Origin of the sequence: Variovorax sp. IB41, from assembly GCF_016405905.1 — a bacterium.
Lineage (GTDB): Bacteria > Pseudomonadota > Gammaproteobacteria > Burkholderiales > Burkholderiaceae_C > Variovorax.
This window is the reverse complement of the sequence record NZ_JAEFCB010000010.1, coordinates 66,579-81,339: the sequence shown is the minus strand read 5'-3', so window position 1 is coordinate 81,339 and position 14,761 is coordinate 66,579. Positions and strand designations below refer to the sequence as shown.

19 protein-coding genes are annotated in these 14,761 nt (G+C 67.7%); 6 read left to right on the top strand and 13 right to left on the bottom strand.

Annotated elements, in window-relative coordinates:
* Positions 1 to 16: 16 nt before the first annotated feature.
* From JC881_RS18980 to ylqF, 5 genes are all read right to left on the bottom strand, one after another.
* Positions 17 to 1,417, bottom strand: coding sequence for an ABC transporter permease subunit (locus JC881_RS18980; RefSeq protein WP_198787262.1), 1,401 nt, complete (start codon positions 1,415 to 1,417; stop codon positions 17 to 19).
* 2 nt (positions 1,418 to 1,419) lie between these two features.
* The gene (locus tag JC881_RS18975) at positions 1,420 to 2,127 is read right to left on the bottom strand and encodes an ABC transporter ATP-binding protein (protein ID WP_198787261.1); all 708 of its coding nucleotides are present in this window, start codon (positions 2,125 to 2,127) and stop codon (positions 1,420 to 1,422) included.
* Positions 2,128 to 2,254: 127 nt separating this feature from the next.
* Positions 2,255 to 2,404, bottom strand: coding sequence for a type B 50S ribosomal protein L36 (gene ykgO, locus JC881_RS18970; protein WP_019654976.1), 150 nt, complete (start codon positions 2,402 to 2,404; stop codon positions 2,255 to 2,257).
* Between the two features lie 105 nt (positions 2,405 to 2,509).
* The gene (locus JC881_RS18965) at positions 2,510 to 2,971 is read right to left on the bottom strand and encodes a Fur family transcriptional regulator (protein ID WP_198787260.1); all 462 of its coding nucleotides are present in this window, start codon (positions 2,969 to 2,971) and stop codon (positions 2,510 to 2,512) included.
* 55 nt (positions 2,972 to 3,026) lie between these two features.
* Positions 3,027 to 3,983 (bottom strand): ribosome biogenesis GTPase YlqF, encoded by a 957-nt coding sequence (ylqF, locus tag JC881_RS18960; RefSeq protein WP_198787259.1) that lies wholly within the window; start codon positions 3,981 to 3,983, stop codon positions 3,027 to 3,029.
* A 215-nt stretch (positions 3,984 to 4,198) separates the two neighbouring features.
* Here ylqF and bamE point away from each other — a divergent pair, with 215 nt between their 5' ends.
* The 3 genes from bamE (at position 4,199) to JC881_RS18945 (ending at position 5,858) form a co-directional block, all read left to right on the top strand.
* A complete protein-coding gene (gene bamE, locus JC881_RS18955; RefSeq protein ID WP_198787258.1) occupies positions 4,199 to 4,798 on the top strand; it encodes an outer membrane protein assembly factor BamE domain-containing protein in 600 nt (199 codons plus the stop codon).
* 136 nt (positions 4,799 to 4,934) lie between these two features.
* Positions 4,935 to 5,363 carry a CBS domain-containing protein gene (locus JC881_RS18950; RefSeq protein WP_042581711.1) on the top strand — a complete coding sequence of 143 codons (429 nt, stop codon included), beginning with the start codon at positions 4,935 to 4,937 and terminating at the stop codon, positions 5,361 to 5,363.
* Between the two features lie 135 nt (positions 5,364 to 5,498).
* Positions 5,499 to 5,858: an HPF/RaiA family ribosome-associated protein gene (locus JC881_RS18945; RefSeq protein ID WP_198787257.1), complete on the top strand. Its 360-nt coding sequence runs from the start codon at positions 5,499 to 5,501 to the stop codon at positions 5,856 to 5,858.
* A 9-nt stretch (positions 5,859 to 5,867) separates the two neighbouring features.
* Here the strand turns inward: JC881_RS18945 and JC881_RS18940 are convergent, their stop codons facing one another.
* The 5 genes from JC881_RS18940 to JC881_RS18920 form a co-directional block, all read right to left on the bottom strand.
* A complete protein-coding gene (locus JC881_RS18940) occupies positions 5,868 to 6,356 on the bottom strand; it encodes a MerR family transcriptional regulator (RefSeq protein ID WP_198787256.1) in 489 nt (162 codons plus the stop codon).
* Complete coding sequence (locus JC881_RS18935) at positions 6,346 to 6,768, bottom strand: nuclear transport factor 2 family protein (protein WP_198787255.1); 423 nt, start codon at positions 6,766 to 6,768, stop codon at positions 6,346 to 6,348. Before JC881_RS18935 ends, JC881_RS18940 begins: the two co-directional genes overlap by 11 nt.
* Before the next feature lie 99 nt (positions 6,769 to 6,867).
* A complete protein-coding gene (locus JC881_RS18930; RefSeq protein ID WP_198787254.1) occupies positions 6,868 to 7,794 on the bottom strand; it encodes an SDR family NAD(P)-dependent oxidoreductase in 927 nt (308 codons plus the stop codon).
* A gap of 113 nt (positions 7,795 to 7,907) precedes the next feature.
* Positions 7,908 to 8,288: a response regulator gene (locus JC881_RS18925; protein ID WP_198787253.1), complete on the bottom strand. Its 381-nt coding sequence runs from the start codon at positions 8,286 to 8,288 to the stop codon at positions 7,908 to 7,910.
* Between the two features lie 181 nt (positions 8,289 to 8,469).
* Positions 8,470 to 9,381 carry a LysR substrate-binding domain-containing protein gene (locus tag JC881_RS18920; protein ID WP_198787252.1) on the bottom strand — a complete coding sequence of 304 codons (912 nt, stop codon included), beginning with the start codon at positions 9,379 to 9,381 and terminating at the stop codon, positions 8,470 to 8,472.
* Positions 9,382 to 9,483: 102 nt separating this feature from the next.
* On the opposite strand from JC881_RS18920, the gene JC881_RS18915 reads away from it, so the two are divergent.
* Positions 9,484 to 10,506: an aldo/keto reductase gene (locus tag JC881_RS18915; RefSeq protein ID WP_198787251.1), complete on the top strand. Its 1,023-nt coding sequence runs from the start codon at positions 9,484 to 9,486 to the stop codon at positions 10,504 to 10,506.
* Positions 10,507 to 10,611: 105 nt separating this feature from the next.
* Entirely contained in the window at positions 10,612 to 11,502 is an 891-nt protein-coding gene (locus tag JC881_RS18910; protein ID WP_198787250.1) for a cyclase family protein, read from the top strand.
* Positions 11,503 to 11,515: 13 nt separating this feature from the next.
* Here the strand turns inward: JC881_RS18910 and gshA are convergent, their stop codons facing one another.
* The 3 genes from gshA to JC881_RS18895 all read right to left on the bottom strand — a co-directional run bounded on the left by gshA (position 11,516) and on the right by JC881_RS18895 (position 14,277).
* On the bottom strand, positions 11,516 to 13,072 hold the full coding sequence (gene gshA / locus JC881_RS18905; protein ID WP_198787249.1) for a glutamate--cysteine ligase: 1,557 nt from the start codon (positions 13,070 to 13,072) through the stop codon (positions 11,516 to 11,518).
* Between the two features lie 171 nt (positions 13,073 to 13,243).
* Positions 13,244 to 13,555 (bottom strand): putative quinol monooxygenase, encoded by a 312-nt coding sequence (locus tag JC881_RS18900; protein ID WP_198787248.1) that lies wholly within the window; start codon positions 13,553 to 13,555, stop codon positions 13,244 to 13,246.
* Between the two features lie 59 nt (positions 13,556 to 13,614).
* The gene (locus JC881_RS18895) at positions 13,615 to 14,277 is read right to left on the bottom strand and encodes an alpha/beta hydrolase (RefSeq protein ID WP_198787247.1); all 663 of its coding nucleotides are present in this window, start codon (positions 14,275 to 14,277) and stop codon (positions 13,615 to 13,617) included.
* 148 nt (positions 14,278 to 14,425) lie between these two features.
* Here JC881_RS18895 and JC881_RS18890 point away from each other — a divergent pair, with 148 nt between their 5' ends.
* Positions 14,426 to 14,734 carry a hypothetical protein gene (locus tag JC881_RS18890; RefSeq protein ID WP_198787246.1) on the top strand — a complete coding sequence of 103 codons (309 nt, stop codon included), beginning with the start codon at positions 14,426 to 14,428 and terminating at the stop codon, positions 14,732 to 14,734.
* Positions 14,735 to 14,761 lie beyond the last annotated feature (27 nt).

Here is a 14,761-nt window from a genome sequence, read left to right as displayed (position 1 = left end):
GTGCTTCATCCCTCTTTCAAAGCGCGCGCTGGCGCAGCGTGGCGACGGCCGCGAACACCGCTGCGAGCAGCAAGCCAGCGCAGAGCACGCCCAGGCTGCGCGCCTGATGCAGCAGCGCCCATCCCGCGCCCGGCGGGTGGTAGTCGAACGGCGGCACGGTGGCCCAGAGCGCGGGCGTGGCCTGGTAGGAGAAGTGGCGGTCGCCCAGTGGATCGGCATGCGCCACCAGGTCCTTGCTCATCAGGTCCTGGATGTTGCGGCGGTGCAGTTCGGCCGCGGTCGTGAAGCGGCGGTGGTGCGAAAAATCGGTACCCGCCATGCCCATCGAGAAGCTGCGGATCGCCAGGATCGGCAGCACGAGGCCGCTCCACTCCTGCACGGTCTGCTGTTGTTCCCAGGTGTCCCAGAGGCGCCCGTAGTGCCGGTCGTACACGGGGTAGGAGGCCTGGTCGTCCAGCCGCAGCGCGATGCCCCATTTGCTCAACGGCACGTCGCGGCCCCAGCGCTCGGTGGTGCCGAAGTTCTGCTGCCAGACCTGGTCCGACACGGTCTTGAGTTCGGCGCCGAGCTGCTGGTTGAACTCCAACCGCGTCGGGCTCGGGAACCAGGTGCGCGACAGCTCGGAGAGCACGCGCGGCGCCATCACCGCCTGGCCGATCCACAGGGCGAGCAGCACGGTGATCGCGGTGCGCGAGGTGGCCGACATCGCCGAGACGCCCAGCACGAGGAACACGAAGATGCCGAGGTACACGGCATAGCCGATCGCCCATGCGGCCAGGCGCAGCAGCGCGTCGATGCGCTCGCCCTGCTCCGCGCCCACGGCCACCGCGATGGCCGCGACGAGCGCAGCCGGCACCAGCAGCACCGCGAGCGAGGCCGAGAGCGCGAGCGCCTTTCCGGCCAGCAGCCGCAGCGGCGCCACGCCCAGGCTCAGCGTCTGCCGCAGGATGCCCTGCTCGCGCTCGCCCGCGAACGCATTGAAGCCCAGCACGATCACCAGCAGCGGACCGAGCACCTGCAGGATCCAGCCGACCGAGAGGTTGCCGAAGCGCTGCAGGCCGGTCGCGTCCTGCGCGGCGTTGAACTTCACCTCGCTCTGGCGGTGCGCCTGCAGCCACACGGTGCTGCCGATGAAGGGGTTGATGCCCGAGTCGACCATCGACAGCGGCGGCTCGGGCTTGAAGGCGTGCATGCCCTGGTGGGCGGCGTCGTGCGGGTGGCGCTTGTCCTGGTGCAGCCAGTCGCGGTAGTCCATCGCCTGTGCGGCGACCTGCTCGGCATGGGCATCGCGCTGGTGCGCCCAGCCCACGGCGAGCGCGGTGAAGAGCAGCACCACCACGAGCCCGCCGGCCCAGTACAGGCGCCCGTCGCGCAGGCGTTCGAGAGATTCGCGTCGTGCGATCCAGTGCAGCAGCATGCTCAGGCCCTCATGTGCTGCAGGTACAGCGACTGCAGGTCGGTGTTGGCGATCTGCGCTTCGCCATCGAGGCTTTCGACGAGGCGCCCGCGCTTCATGATCCCGACGCGCGTGGCGGTCTGCTGCGCATGGAACAGGTCGTGCGTGGTGGTGAGCACCGCCACGCCGCTGTCGGCCGCGCGGCGCAGCAGGTCGGAGAACTCGGCGGCGGCGTGCGGGTCGAGCCCCGAGGTCGGTTCGTCCAGCAGCAGCGCCTTGGCCTCCTTGGCGATCGCCACCGCGATCCACACCTTCTGCCGCATGCCCTTCGAATAGGCGGAGACGCGCTTGTCCGCGGCCGCGTGGTCGAGCCCCACCTCGGTCATCAACGCGAGCAGGCGCGAGCGCGGCAGCTCGTGGCCGAGCGCGAGGCCCGCGAAGAAGCGCAGGTTCTCCAGGCCCGAGAGCGTGCCGTACAGCGTGACCTGCTCGGGGATGTACGCCACGTCCTCTTTGGTGGCGACGGGGTGGCGCGTGACGTCCACGCCGTTGATTTCCACCGTGCCGCTGGTGGGCGCGATGAAGTTCAGGAACAGGTTGATGGTCGTCGTCTTGCCCGCGCCGTTCGCGCCCAGCAGGCAGTAGATGTCGCCGCCGCGGATGTCGAGGTCGAGGCGGTCGAGCGCGGTGTGCGCGCCGTACTGTTTGGTGAGGCCGATGGCTCGGAGCATGGACAGGGTTCCGGTGAAAGGAAAAGACGCGCGCAGGCCTGCGGCGGCGCGGGGTGCGCCGATGCAGAGCGGTTCAGTCGTGAAGGTGTGCCGGCGGGAGGTGCCCCGCCTTGTCGTCAGCGCCGGTTCAGCGCTTGTGCCTGTTCTTGGCGCCGCCCTGCCGCGCCTTGAAGCGCGGGTTTGACTTGCAGATGACGTACGTGCGGCCGCGCCGCGTCACCACCTGGCAATCGCGGTGACGCTTCTTGGCTTCCTTGAGCGAGGACAGGACTTGCATAGGGATGAGGGGTCAGGGGTCGATCGAAAAGGTTCGGACCCGTGACTATACGTTATTGAGAATTCATTCTCAATAACATCGCAAAGCTGGCGGCAGCCTGACGCGTCAGTGCGCCTTGTGTCTACCCGCGTTGTGGCCCGCCTTGCCGCCTGTATCGACGCACGCCGCGCACAGCCCGTGCAGCGTCACCTCGTGGCTCTTGACCTGAAAGCCCTTGGGCGCGAGATCGTCCATCGGCCCGGGGCATGCGTGCAGCAGGAACACCTGCCCGCAGCCCGAGCAATGGAAGTAGTGATGGTGGTGGTCGGCCTCTTTGCCGTCGTGGTGCGCGTGGCGGTGCGCGGCGGGCTTGCAGGCCACTTCGTAGCGCGCCGGTTCGCCCGGCAATTCGACCTTCGCGATCTCGCCGTCGGCCAGCAGCAGGGAGACCTGGCGGTACACGGTGGACAGGCTGATCTCGGGCACGATCTCGCGTGCGTGCTCGAGGATTTCGGGTGCGGTCAATACGCGACCGGCGTCGCTGAAGGCGGAGAAAACAGCGTTGCGCTGGCGCGTGAGGCGTTGCATGTTTCGATGATAGTGGGCGGTCCGTTCGCGTTCAGCCGACGGCCCCGATGCCCGTTCAATCCGCTGCCGCGGGCTCGTCGCCGGACTTGCGCTTCTTGCCGCGCGCCGCCTTCTTGGCCGCGCGCTCCGCATCGATGCGCTGCCCTTCGGCCAGCCACTGCGCGAACTCCTCGGGCGTCTCCAGCGTGATGCGCCCGAGGTTGCCGGCGCGGAATTCGTGCATCACGATTTCCGCCGCCTTCTGCAGATTGACGCGGCCCTTGCCCAGCAGCGCGCCGCGCTTGCGGCCGATGGTGTCGAGCACGTCCTCGTCCTTCATGCCGGCGATGGTCTGGGCATCGAGCTCGACCAGCTTGAAGCGCTCGGCGATGCCCGTCGCATAGTGCGTCTTCAGGTAGTTGAGCAACTCGAGCGCCACCTCTTCTTCGTCGAAGGCGTTGCGCCCCACCGCCCCGCTGGCCGCCAGGTTGTAGCCGCTCTTGGGCACCACGATGCGCGGCCACAGCATGCCGGGCGTGTCCCACAAATAGAAGTCGTCGGCCAGCGTGATGCGCTGCTCCAGCTTGGTGATGCCGGCCTCGTCGCCGGTCTTGGCCTTGCGCCCGCCGGTCAGCGTGTTGATGAGGGTGGACTTGCCCACGTTCGGAATGCCGCAGATCAGCACGCGCATCGGCTTGGCCATGCCGCCGCGGTTGGGCGAGAGTTCGTGGCAGGCCTTGACGATCTGCTGCGCGGGCGTGGTCAGGCTCGCATCGAGGCCGATGGCGCGCGTGGCGGGCAGCGCGTTGTAGTGCGCAAGCCAGAGCGCGGTGCGCGCGGGGTCGGCCAGGTCCTGCTTGTTGAGCACCTTGAGCGTGGGCCGGCCGGCCGTGAGCTCGGCCAGCATCGGGTTGGCGCTGGAGCCGGGCAGGCGCGCGTCGAGCAGTTCGATGACCACGTCGATGTCCTTCACCCGCTCGGTGATGGCCTTCTGGGTCGTGTACATGTGCCCGGGGAACCACTGGATCGCCATCGATGGATGCTCTTTCTGTCGCGCTGTCTGGAGGGGGTTTTGCAGGAGCCTGGCCCGCGGGCCGGACGGGCATTGTGGCCCGGGAACCTGAACGGCTCGCCGACGCTATCTTTTCCATAGCTGTAAACCCTATTCTGCCTTCGCCCGCCCCGGCATCGCCCCTAGAATCCGCGCGCTGCGCCCCGCAGCCATTCCAACAACACCGAGGGAAATCCATGTTCAAGCGCCTTGCCGCTGCCGCCGTGCTGGCAGCCACCGTCGTGCCCGTGTCCGTCGTCCACGCCCAGCGCCCTTCGCCGCCGCCCGGCCCGCTGATCAACGGCTACCTGTGCTGCAACATGCGCACCTACGGCGATTCGATCAGCGACATCAACTACGACGAGCAGGGCACCAGCATCGTGGCCGTGGGCACACCGGCGCGCATCACCGCCTACGACTTCCGCTTCTTCAACCTCGATCTGGCGGGCAAGCCCCAGCGCATCAAGAACGACTACAGCCGCAACATCCCGCTGATCGACTTCGCCAAGCGCTACGTGGTCACCGAAGATCCGAAGCAGAAGATGGCCGCCTTCCCGCCCGCGGTGAGCACCGCGATCCGCGCCGGCAAGGTGATGCCCGGCATGACGCGGGAGCAGGTTCTCATGGCCATCGGCTACCCCATCGCCGGCGAGAACCCGAGCCTGGACGCCACCACGTGGCGTTACTGGCGCGACAGCTGGTCGGAGTACCAGGTCAACTTCGACGACAAGGGCCTCGTGAAGGCCGTGGTGGGCGACCCCGTGGCGCTCAGCCGCGTGCTGGCCGCGACACCTTAAGTTCTCGCGCGTGCGGGACACGCGCAATCCCTTAGAGGGTTTTGCATCGCGGGGGCCTTGTACGCCCCTATGATTTGACCGAGTGCGGCGCCAGCGGCGTCGGTCGAATCGAAACCTTTCTGATGGAGTGATTGCGATGAAACCCGTCTCCGAACTGCTCAAGCGCCACGACTCCGCCGCCTGGCGCACGGCGCCCGACACCAGCGTGTTCGATGCGTTGGCCACGCTGGCCCGCTTCGAGGTCGGCGCGCTCATGGTGATGGACGGCGAGAAGCTCGTGGGCTTTCTCTCCGAACGCGACTACACCCGCAAGGTCGCGCTGCAGGGCAAGAACTCCAAGGAGATGAAGGTCTCGGAGATCATGACGCCCGACGTGATGACCGTCACACCGCAAACCCGCACCCGCGCCTGCATGGCGCTGATGAGCCAGCGCAAGTTCCGCCACCTGCCGGTGGTCGATGGCGACAAGGTGGTGGGCATGATCTCGATCCAGGACCTGATGGACGACATCATCAGCGAGCACGAGCAGACGATCACCCAACTGACCAGCTACATCCAGAGCTGACACCCGGAACCGGCAAAGACCGCCGCATTGCGGACCCTGCCCGTCGCGTGGGTAGGGAATAGACCTACGCACGGCACGGCGCTTCAGGGCGCACAGTGGGCTTTCGTTCATCCATCCAGCAGAGAGAGGCATTGCATGCAGATTCAGGTCAACACGAGCAACGGTATCGAGAACAAGGACACGCTGGAACGCTGGGCCGACACGGAAATCAAGCAGCAACTGAGCCGTTTCGTCGCGGACGTGACGCGCATCGAGGTGCATCTGAGCGACGAGAACCACGACAAGGCCGGCGGCGGCGACAAGCGCTGCGTGATGGAAGCGCGCCTTGCCCACCACCAGCCACTCGCCGTGACGCAGCACGGCAACACGATGGACGAGGCCTTCCGCGGCGCGTCCGACAAGCTCAAGCGCCTGCTCGACAGCACGCTGGGGCGCCTGAACAACCACCGCGACCGCGATTCGATCCGCAAGGACAGCGGCTTCGTCGCGGAATAGCGGCCGCGTTCAGCGCGTCTTGCGCCGCTTGGGCGGTGCGGCGCGCGGCGTGTCCGCGGGAATCAGCGGCGGCCGATGGCCGCTCGCCATCCACGCGTCGTAGAAATCGATCTTGCGATCGACCAGCGTGAGCGCCCTCTTCCAATCGGCGATGGTCTCGCTCACGCGCCGGCGGTGCGCAGCGAGCATGTCGCGGCGCTGCTGCAGCGTGGCCTTGCCCTGCAGCGCGAGCGCAGTGTATTGGCGCATCTCGGCGATCGACATGCCGGTGCGGCGCAGGCGCTCCATCAGGTCGAGCCAGCCGACGTGCAGCTCCCCGTAGAGGCGCCGGCCGCCATCGTCGCGCGCCACGCCGGGCACGAGGCCCTGCGTCTCGTACCAGCGGATCGCGTGCACCGTGCGGCCCGTGCGGGTGGCCAGCTCGCCGATGTGGAAGGGCGTGCCCTTCACGACCGGTGCCGCGGGTGCTGCCGGTGCTGCGGGCGCGCTAGCCGGCATGCGCGGCGACCGGCGGCGCCTGGAGCGCCTCCTGGACCAGTGCGGTGTCGAAGTACTCGGTCAGCTCTTTCACCTTGCCTCCTTCGAGTCGGTAGACGTAGCAGTAGCGGTTGTTGTAGCGCTTGCCGGCCTTGGTGGGCACGTCGCCGCTGAACAGCACCACCACCCGGTCGCCCTCGGCAATGATGCGCTCGGTCTTGCTCACGTAGGGCGCGGCGAACTGCGCGAACAGCGGCGCGATCAGCTCCTCGCGAATGGCCGCCTTGCCCGCGTAGGTGCGCGACCAGGGCGTGGTGCCCTCCAATGTCCAGCTGGCGTCGTCGGCCAGGCTGTCGATGAAGGCCTGGCCGTTGCCCTTGTCCAGCTCCGCATGGATGTGCTGGACCAGGGCCTTGTTGTCGATCGTGTTCATGGCTTTTCCTTGGCAGTTGAATGAACCGGAAGTCCCGGTGAATTCATTGGAAATGCTCGAGTGCGCTCTAGGTCAAGCGCCATGAACAGGGTCGTTCGCTCAACCTCTCTTTGCGTTCGCCATGGCCTTGGCGACCTCGTTGCTGCCCTGCGCGGTGCCGGCCTGCGGCACGGTCTCGCCCTCGTGCGAGGTCACCTCGGCCAGCCGCGCGGCCAGTTGCTCGGCGGCGTCCGGGCCGTTGCCCAGCCACACGCCCTGCGTGAGCGTGATGTGCGCCGCCTCGAACACGCCGGCACCTGCACAGAGCACCGTGCGGTTGGGCGCGCCCTCGGCGGCCAGCACCAGCATGGCGGGCACCACCGCGTCGGGCTGGAAGGCCTCGAGCATCTCCTTGGGGAACAGGTCCTCTGTCATGCGGGTGGCGGCGGTGGGCGCGAGGCAGTTCACGCGGATGTCGTTCTTCGCGCCCTCGATGCTCAGCGTTTGCATGAGGCCCACGAGCGCGAGCTTGGCGGCGCCGTAGTTGCTCTGGCCGAAGTTGCCGTACAGGCCCGAGGACGAGGTGGTCATCACGATGCGGCCGTACTTCTGTTCGTTCATGAGCGCCCAGACCGCCTTGGTGCAGTTCACCGCGCCCATCAGGTGCACGTCGACCACCAGCTTGAAATCGGCGATCTCCATCTTGGCGAAGCTCTTGTCGCGCAGGATGCCGGCGTTGTTCACCAGGATGTCGACGCGGCCCCAGGCGTCCACCGCCTGCTGCACCATGGCCTGCACGGCCTCGAAGTCGGTGACCGATGCGCCGTTGGCGATGGCCTCGCCGCCGGCCGCCACGATCTCGTCGACCACCGCCTGCGCGGCGCTGACCGAGCCGCCCGAGCCGTCGCGTGCAGCGCCCAGGTCGTTGACCACCACCTTGGCGCCGCGTGCGGCCAGGGCCAGCGCATGCTGGCGGCCGAGGCCCCCACCGGCACCGGTCACGATGGCCACACGGCCCTTGAAGTCGATGGTGTTGCTGCTGCTCATGGGTGTTTCTCTTCGCTGCGTTCGTTGGGGATGCTCGGGCCTGCCGCTGCGCGGCAGCGTGGCGTTTTACCCCAGGAAAGCGGCCCGGCGCCCCGGCAGGCGCGCGGCCCCAGTCACCCGTGCGACGGCTGCATGGTGGCGCAGTACGCCACCAGCTGGTCGAGTTCGGCCGATTTGTCGAAGAAGGCGTCGGCGCCCAGCTGCGTCGAGCGATCGCGCATGTCGGCCGTGGCGTAGTTGCTCAGCACCACCACTTTCTGGTGCGGCGAGCGGTTGCGGCACGCGTTGATCACGCCCAGCCCGTTGCCCCGCTGCAGGAACAGATCGACGATGGTCAGGTCCCAGTCGTCGCGGTGCTGGCGCAGCCAGTTCACGGCTTCTTCCTCGGTGCTGGCGGAGGCCACGACCTGCGCGTCGGCCACGTCCTCGAGAAATCCGACGAGGTTCTCGCGGATCACGGGACTGTCCTCGACGAGGTAGGCCTTGAATGTCATGGTGAAACCGAAGAAACGATGTTGGAGTTGGCGTTGGTGCTTGCGCGGTGCATGACGCTCATCCTCGCAGCGCGGTTCCCATGCGCGGTGGGCGATGCAGGCCAATGCCTGTAGGCCATCGGCCAGCGCCTGTGTCGTCTGCGGACGGCGCGACGCAAGGCATCGGCGATCCAGCAGATCGCTAGCGGGCCGCGCCCTCCAGCCGCACGCCCTCCAGCAACGTCAGGCGAAAGACCTCCACCAGCGGCCGCAGGTTGACGTTGTGCCAGGCCGCCCACAGCGGCGTGCGGTAGGTGAACCATGGCAACTCGCGCAGCACCACGCCGGCCGGCGCATGGTGGCGCAGGCTGCTCTGCACCATCGCCACGCCCAGGCCCGCGGCCACCAGCCCCAGCGCGGTGAGCGGCTCGGCGGCCTCCATCGAGATGTTCGGCGTGAAGCCCGCCTTCGCGCAGGCGGCCACGAAGCCGTCGTGCGTGAGCGCGCCCTCCTTCTGCTGCACGGCGATCCATTCGAGCTTTCCGAGCGCGGCCGGTGTCAGCCTGGCTGCCGAGGCCAGCGGATGCGCATCGGGCAGCGCCAGCAGCATCGGATCGCTCATCAGCTGCGCGCCCTTCAGGTCCGGATCGTTCGCGGGCGGCGGCTCGCACACCAGCGCGACATCGAGGCTGCGCTGGCGCAGGCCCTCCATCTGGTCCGCCGACTTCAGGTTGTAGAGCGCGACGTGCACCGCCGGCCGCGTCGCGCGCAGGGTGCGCAACGCATCGGGCAGCACGCCGGCGTGCATCGCGTTCTCGATGTAGCCGATGCACAGGCCCCCTTCGTCGCCGCGCCCCAGCCGGCGCGCGAGCGATTCGAGGCGGTTGGCGTGCGTGAGCAGCGCGCGCGCCTCCGCGAGAAAGGTGCGGCCGTCGGCCGTGAGGCGAATGCGCTGCTGGCTGCGCTCGAACAGCACGAGCCCGAGCCGCTCTTCGAGCTGCGCGATCTGCCGGCTCAACGGCGACTGGGAGATATGCAGCCGCTCGGCGGCGCGGCCGACGTGCTCGTCTTCCGCAACGGCGACGAAGTAGTGAAGTTGGCGGATGTCCAGCATTTAAGACCCATGAAGACTCAAGTATGACGAATTATGTCTTGGACAGACTCAACCGCAAAACCTACAGTGAAGCCATCGACCACCCACCAAGGACTTTCTTTCATGAGCATCAAGGACAAACTCCCCGGCCTCCTGGGCTTCGGAACCGCCCCGCTGGGCAACATGTTCCGCAACATCCCCGAGGCCGAAGCCCTCGCCACCGTCGATGCGGCGTGGGCCCACGGCATCCGCTACTTCGACACGGCGCCTTTCTACGGCGCGGGCCTGGCCGAGATCCGCCTCGGCACGGCGCTCGCGAAGCACCGGCGCGACGATTACGTGTTGAGCACCAAGGTCGGCCGCCTCGTGCTGGACGAAACCGAAGAGACCACCGCGCGCGACCTCGGCGAAAAAGGCGGGCTCTTCGAATTCGGCCGGCCCAACAAGCTGGTCAACGACTACTCGGCGGACGCGACCCTGCGCTCGATCGAGGACAGCTTGAAGCGCCTTAACACCGACCGGCTGGACATCGTCTGGGTGCACGACATCGCGCAGGACTTCTACGGCGACGAATGGCTCGCGCAGTTCGAAATCGCCCGCAAGGGGGCCTTCCGCGTGCTGACGCGCCTGCGCGAGGAAGGCGTGATCAAGGCCTGGGGCCTCGGGGTCAACCGCGTGGAGCCGTGCGAGCTGACGCTGGACCTCGCCGAAGCGAAGCCCGACGGGTTCCTGCTGGCCGGCCGCTACACGCTGCTGGACCACGAGCGCGCCCTGCAGCGCCTGATGCCCGCCGCCGCGAAGCAGAACGTGGACATCGTCGTGGGTGGACCGTACAGCTCGGGCATCCTGGCCGGCGGCACGCACTTCGAGTACCAGAAGGCATCGCCGGAGATCATCGCCAAGGTCGAGCGCATCAAGGCCGTGGCCGATCGCCACTCGGTCGGCATCAAGGCCGCCGCGCTGCAGTTCTCGCTGGCCAACCCGGCGGTGGCCGCTGTGATTCCCGGCGCGAGCCGCCCCGAGCGCATCGCCGAAGACCAGGCGGCGCTGGCCGCGGTGATTCCCGCGGCCTTCTGGGACGAGATGCGCGCGGAGAAGCTCATCGCAGCCGATGCGCCGACGCCGGCAGGCCGCAAGGGAAAGTAAGAAGCCGCCTTCCTGCCGCCGTCCTACAGGCCCGGCGCAGGAGCTTGGCTACCGTGGAATTCAACCGCCCGGCATCCGTCCCGGGAACAACCTGGAAAGCCTCCCATGAAAACGACTGAACAAGACGCGCGCTGGTATCCATCGGCGTACGGCAAGGACGACGAGATCGGCGCGGCGAACCTGCTGACGCCCGAGGTGCTGTTGCAGGCCATCGGGCTGGTCAAGAAGGGCAAGGCCCTGCCGCTCGCGGTCGAGGTCAACCGGAAGACGCCGGCGTTTCGCCATCGCAGCTTCAAGCTCTTCAATGTCCAGCCCGGACAGCAGGCGGGCCTGTCGACCGGGCCCAACAAGTTCACCTTCAACGACGAGTTGGTGGAGGGCTGGACGGGCGTGGGCACGCAGCTCAACGGCATCGGCCACATCGGCATCGACAACGTCTACTACAACGGCAACAAGGCGGCCGATTTCGTGACCATCGAGGGCGTGACGAAGCTGGGCATCGAGAAGGTGCCGCCGCTGGTCACGCGGGGCGTGGTGCTGGACATGGCCGCGCACTACAAGCAGGCCATCGTTGCGGAGACCACCGAGTTCACCGTCGCGGACATCGAAGCCGTGCTGAAGAAGGCTGGCCTCGCGCTGAGAAAAGGCGATGTCGTGCTGTTCAACACCGGCTGGCTCGAACTGATCGGCAAGGACGACAAGCGCTTTCTCGAGGCCGAGCCCGGCATCGGCATGGGAGCCGCGCGCTGGCTCGCCGAGCAGCAGATCGTGGCCTTCGGCGGCGACACCTGGGCGTCTGAAATCTACCCCGGCACGAGCGGGGAAGAATTCCCCGTCAACCAGTTCATGCTGGCCAAGCACGGCATCTACAACCTCGAACTGATCGACACCCGCGCGCTGCTGCGCGAGGGCGTGTGCGAGTTCCTGTTCGTGCTGGGCCAGCCGCTGTACACCGGCTCGACGCAGGTGAACATCAACCCGGTGGCGATCTTCTAGATCGCCGGCTTGCCTAGGCAGCGACCGCCATGCGGCCGCGGGCGATGCCCAGCCGCGCGGGCGAGACGTACTGCTCGCGGTAGATCTCGAAGGGCATGGTGTCGGCCGCCTCGATGCGCTTTTGCTCCTGGATCGACTCGGCGGTCATGCGCTCGAACCCGGCCTGCTGCTCGGGCGAGAACGGCAGGGCCAGCAGCGCGGCGCGGGTCTGCTCCGACTGGGCGCGCACGAAGCCGATGAACGAATTGCCGTGCTGCTGCTCGACGGCCGCGAGCACGCGGGCCGAGGGCAGGCTGTCGGGGTTGCGCAGCGCGGCCTTGGCGGCCTTCACCGCGTCGGTGTGGTGGGTGCCGCCCTGCGCCGCGTCGAGCGCAGCGGCGATGGGCAGGCACTCTTCGACCAGTTCGATACCCCAGTCGGTCAGCGTCACCTCGCTGCCGCCGCGCGACAGGCGCAGGCCCGGCTCGCGGCCGCGCGCGGCGGTCAGGTGCTGGTTGCGCGCGAGGTCGGCGATTTCCTCGGGAGTGTCGTCGGGGCTGTCGCTCAGGAGGCAGTGCAGGAGGAAGACATCGATGAAGCGCATCGTCTGCGCGTTGATGCCGACCGTCTCGAAGGGGTCGAGGTCCATCAGGCGCACCTCGACGTATTCGACGCCGCGCTCGCGCAGCGCATGCAGCGGGCGCTCGCCGGGGTTGATCACGCGCTTGGGGCGGATGGTGCCGTAGAACTCGTTCTCGATCTGCAGCAGGCTCGTGCCCAGCTGGTTGTAGTCGCCGCCCAGGTTGCGGATGCCGATGGCCTCGTAGCCCGGCCAGGGCCGCGTGAGCGCGTCCTGCAGCGAGGCGCCGTAGCCGTCCAGGCTGTTGTAGCTCACCGCCAGCGAGGCCTGCGCATCGCTCTGGTAGCCCAGGCGCCCCATGCGCAGCGACGTGCCGTGCGGCATGAACATGCTGCCGTCGCCCAGCGGCTGCAGCTCGTGCGGGCGGCCCGCGACGAAGCTCGAACACAAGGCCGGCGAAGCGCCGAACAGGTACAGCAGGAGGAAGGCGTGGCGGCGGAAATTGCGGATCAGCGCGAAGTACTGTTCGCTCGACACGTCGGGCAGCGACCAGTTGTAGTGAATGCCCGAGATCGTCTGCATGCGGCGGCCGTAGCGGTGGCTCAGGCCCATGCGGTAGACGCTCTTGGCGCGGCCCACGTTCGATGAGCCGTAGCGCCCGATGGGAATGGTCTCGTCGGTCGGCAGGCCGCAGGGCATGCTGGAAACCCAGAGGCGCTCGTCACCCAATTGGTCGAGCACGCGGTAGGTGAACTGGTGGACGCGGGTCAATTCCTCGAGCGCCGATTCGACGCCGGCGTGCACGCCCGTGATGAGCTCGAGCTGCGATTCGCTGAAGTCGGTCGTGATGTGCGGATGCGTGAGCGCCGAGCCCAGCGCCAACGGATGCGGCGTCAGCGCGAGCTTGCCGTCGGGCAGCGCGCGCAGGCTTTCCTTCTCGATGCCGCGGCGCATGCCTGTCAGGCGTGCGGCTGAAAGGGCACCCAGCCTCTCCTGCAATCTGTTGCTCATATTGTTATGACCCATCAATCTTCTGAGGGGCTGGAAGGTAGCACGGGCGCGCGGGCACTGCTTGCGCAGGGAATCCCGTTTCCGGCTAGGCGTCCGCCCGCTATTTTTTTGATAGCTCCCTGCATAGGCACCGTGGGGGCCAGAGGCCTGTTTTGTAGTGAAAGATTCGGGCTAGGCGCGGCCCGCCCGCAGATCGATCTCGTCGGACTGGTAGACGTGGATCTCCGGCGTGCCGTCGGCCATCGCCGCGAGCGCCTTGCCGAAGGCGCGCGAGGCATCGACGCGAAAGTGCGCCTGCAGCGCGGGCATGTCGCTCCAGCGCTCCACGAAGGTCAGCCGCAGCGGCGCCTGCACATCAGTGGTGACTTCGTGCGAGATGCAGCCGGGCTCGGCGCGCGAGCGCAGCACGTGCTCCACGCTGATGGCCAGCATCGCCTGCAGGGTGTCGGGCTTGGCGAGGGCGTGTCCGATGACGAGGATCATGGCGGTCTCCTTCTCTGTCTGTCTGTCTCGTGGGTTGCCGCAGCGGCCCGTGGCGCTCTTCAGCCCAGCACGCGCAGCAGGAAATCGTTCAGGTCGGCCACTTCCTCCATGCAGACCGAGTGCGCCATCGCGTACTCGTGCCACTCGACGGTGTAGCCCAGGGCGGCGAGCGCGTCGCGCGATTGCGCGGCGCGTGCCAGGGGCACCATCGGGTCCTGCCGGCCGTGACCGAGGAACACCGGCGTCTCATGGTTGGCGGCGTGGCGCTCGGCCGCGGTGCTGGCCGCCAGCGGCAGCCAGCCCGAGAGGCCGACGATGCCGGCCAGGCGCTCGGTGTGGCGCAGCCCCGTGAGCAGCGCCATCGCGCACCCCTGCGAGAAGCCGGCCACCACGATGCGGTTCGCGGGGATGCCACGGGCCTTTTCGTTGGCGATCAGCGCCTCGATGGCGGCCTGCGAGCGGCGCAGGCCCGTGGCGTCTTCCTGCACGTTGAAATCGGGGCCGGCGATGTCGAACCACGCCGGCATCTGGTAGCCGTTGTTCAGGGTCACCGGAATCACCGGCGCATTGGGAAACACGAAGCGCACCGGCCCGACGCTGGAGAGGTCCAGCTCGCCGGCGATCGGCACGAAGTCGTTGCCGTCGGCGCCCAGGCCGTGCATCAGGATCACCGTGGTGGTGGGGTTCGGGGCGGTTTCGATTTCGATGGGGAGTCGGGACATGGTGGTCGGGACGTGGTGGTCGGGCAAAGGTATTCAGGAATGCGAATGGCCGCACCTTAGCGCATTCGGGCAGTCGGCTGACGTGCGCGGCGCGCCTTGGCGCCCAAGATGGGCTGAAACAAAAGGAAAGAAAAAAGGAACGCAACGCGTGAGCCATTCCCCTCCCCTGGTCGAAACCAAGCTCTCCGGCGTCGTGCTGGTCTGCGGCGATTGCGAAGAGCGCAGCGACGGCCCCACCAAACTCAAGGCGCGGCAGGTCCGCAAGGAACTCAAGCGCGACCTGGTGCATGTGCCGGGGCGCCTTCGCGTCGTGCAGTCGACCTGCCTGGGCCTCTGCCCGAAGAAGGCGATGGCGTTGGTCGCCGTGGCGGGCGGCCATGGGCCGCTCGCCGCCGAGGTGTGCCGCGACGACGATGTCGCGGATTTCGCCAAGGCGCTGTCCCGGTCGCTTCGCTGATCGACGGCCCTATTCGGCCCTCTTCGA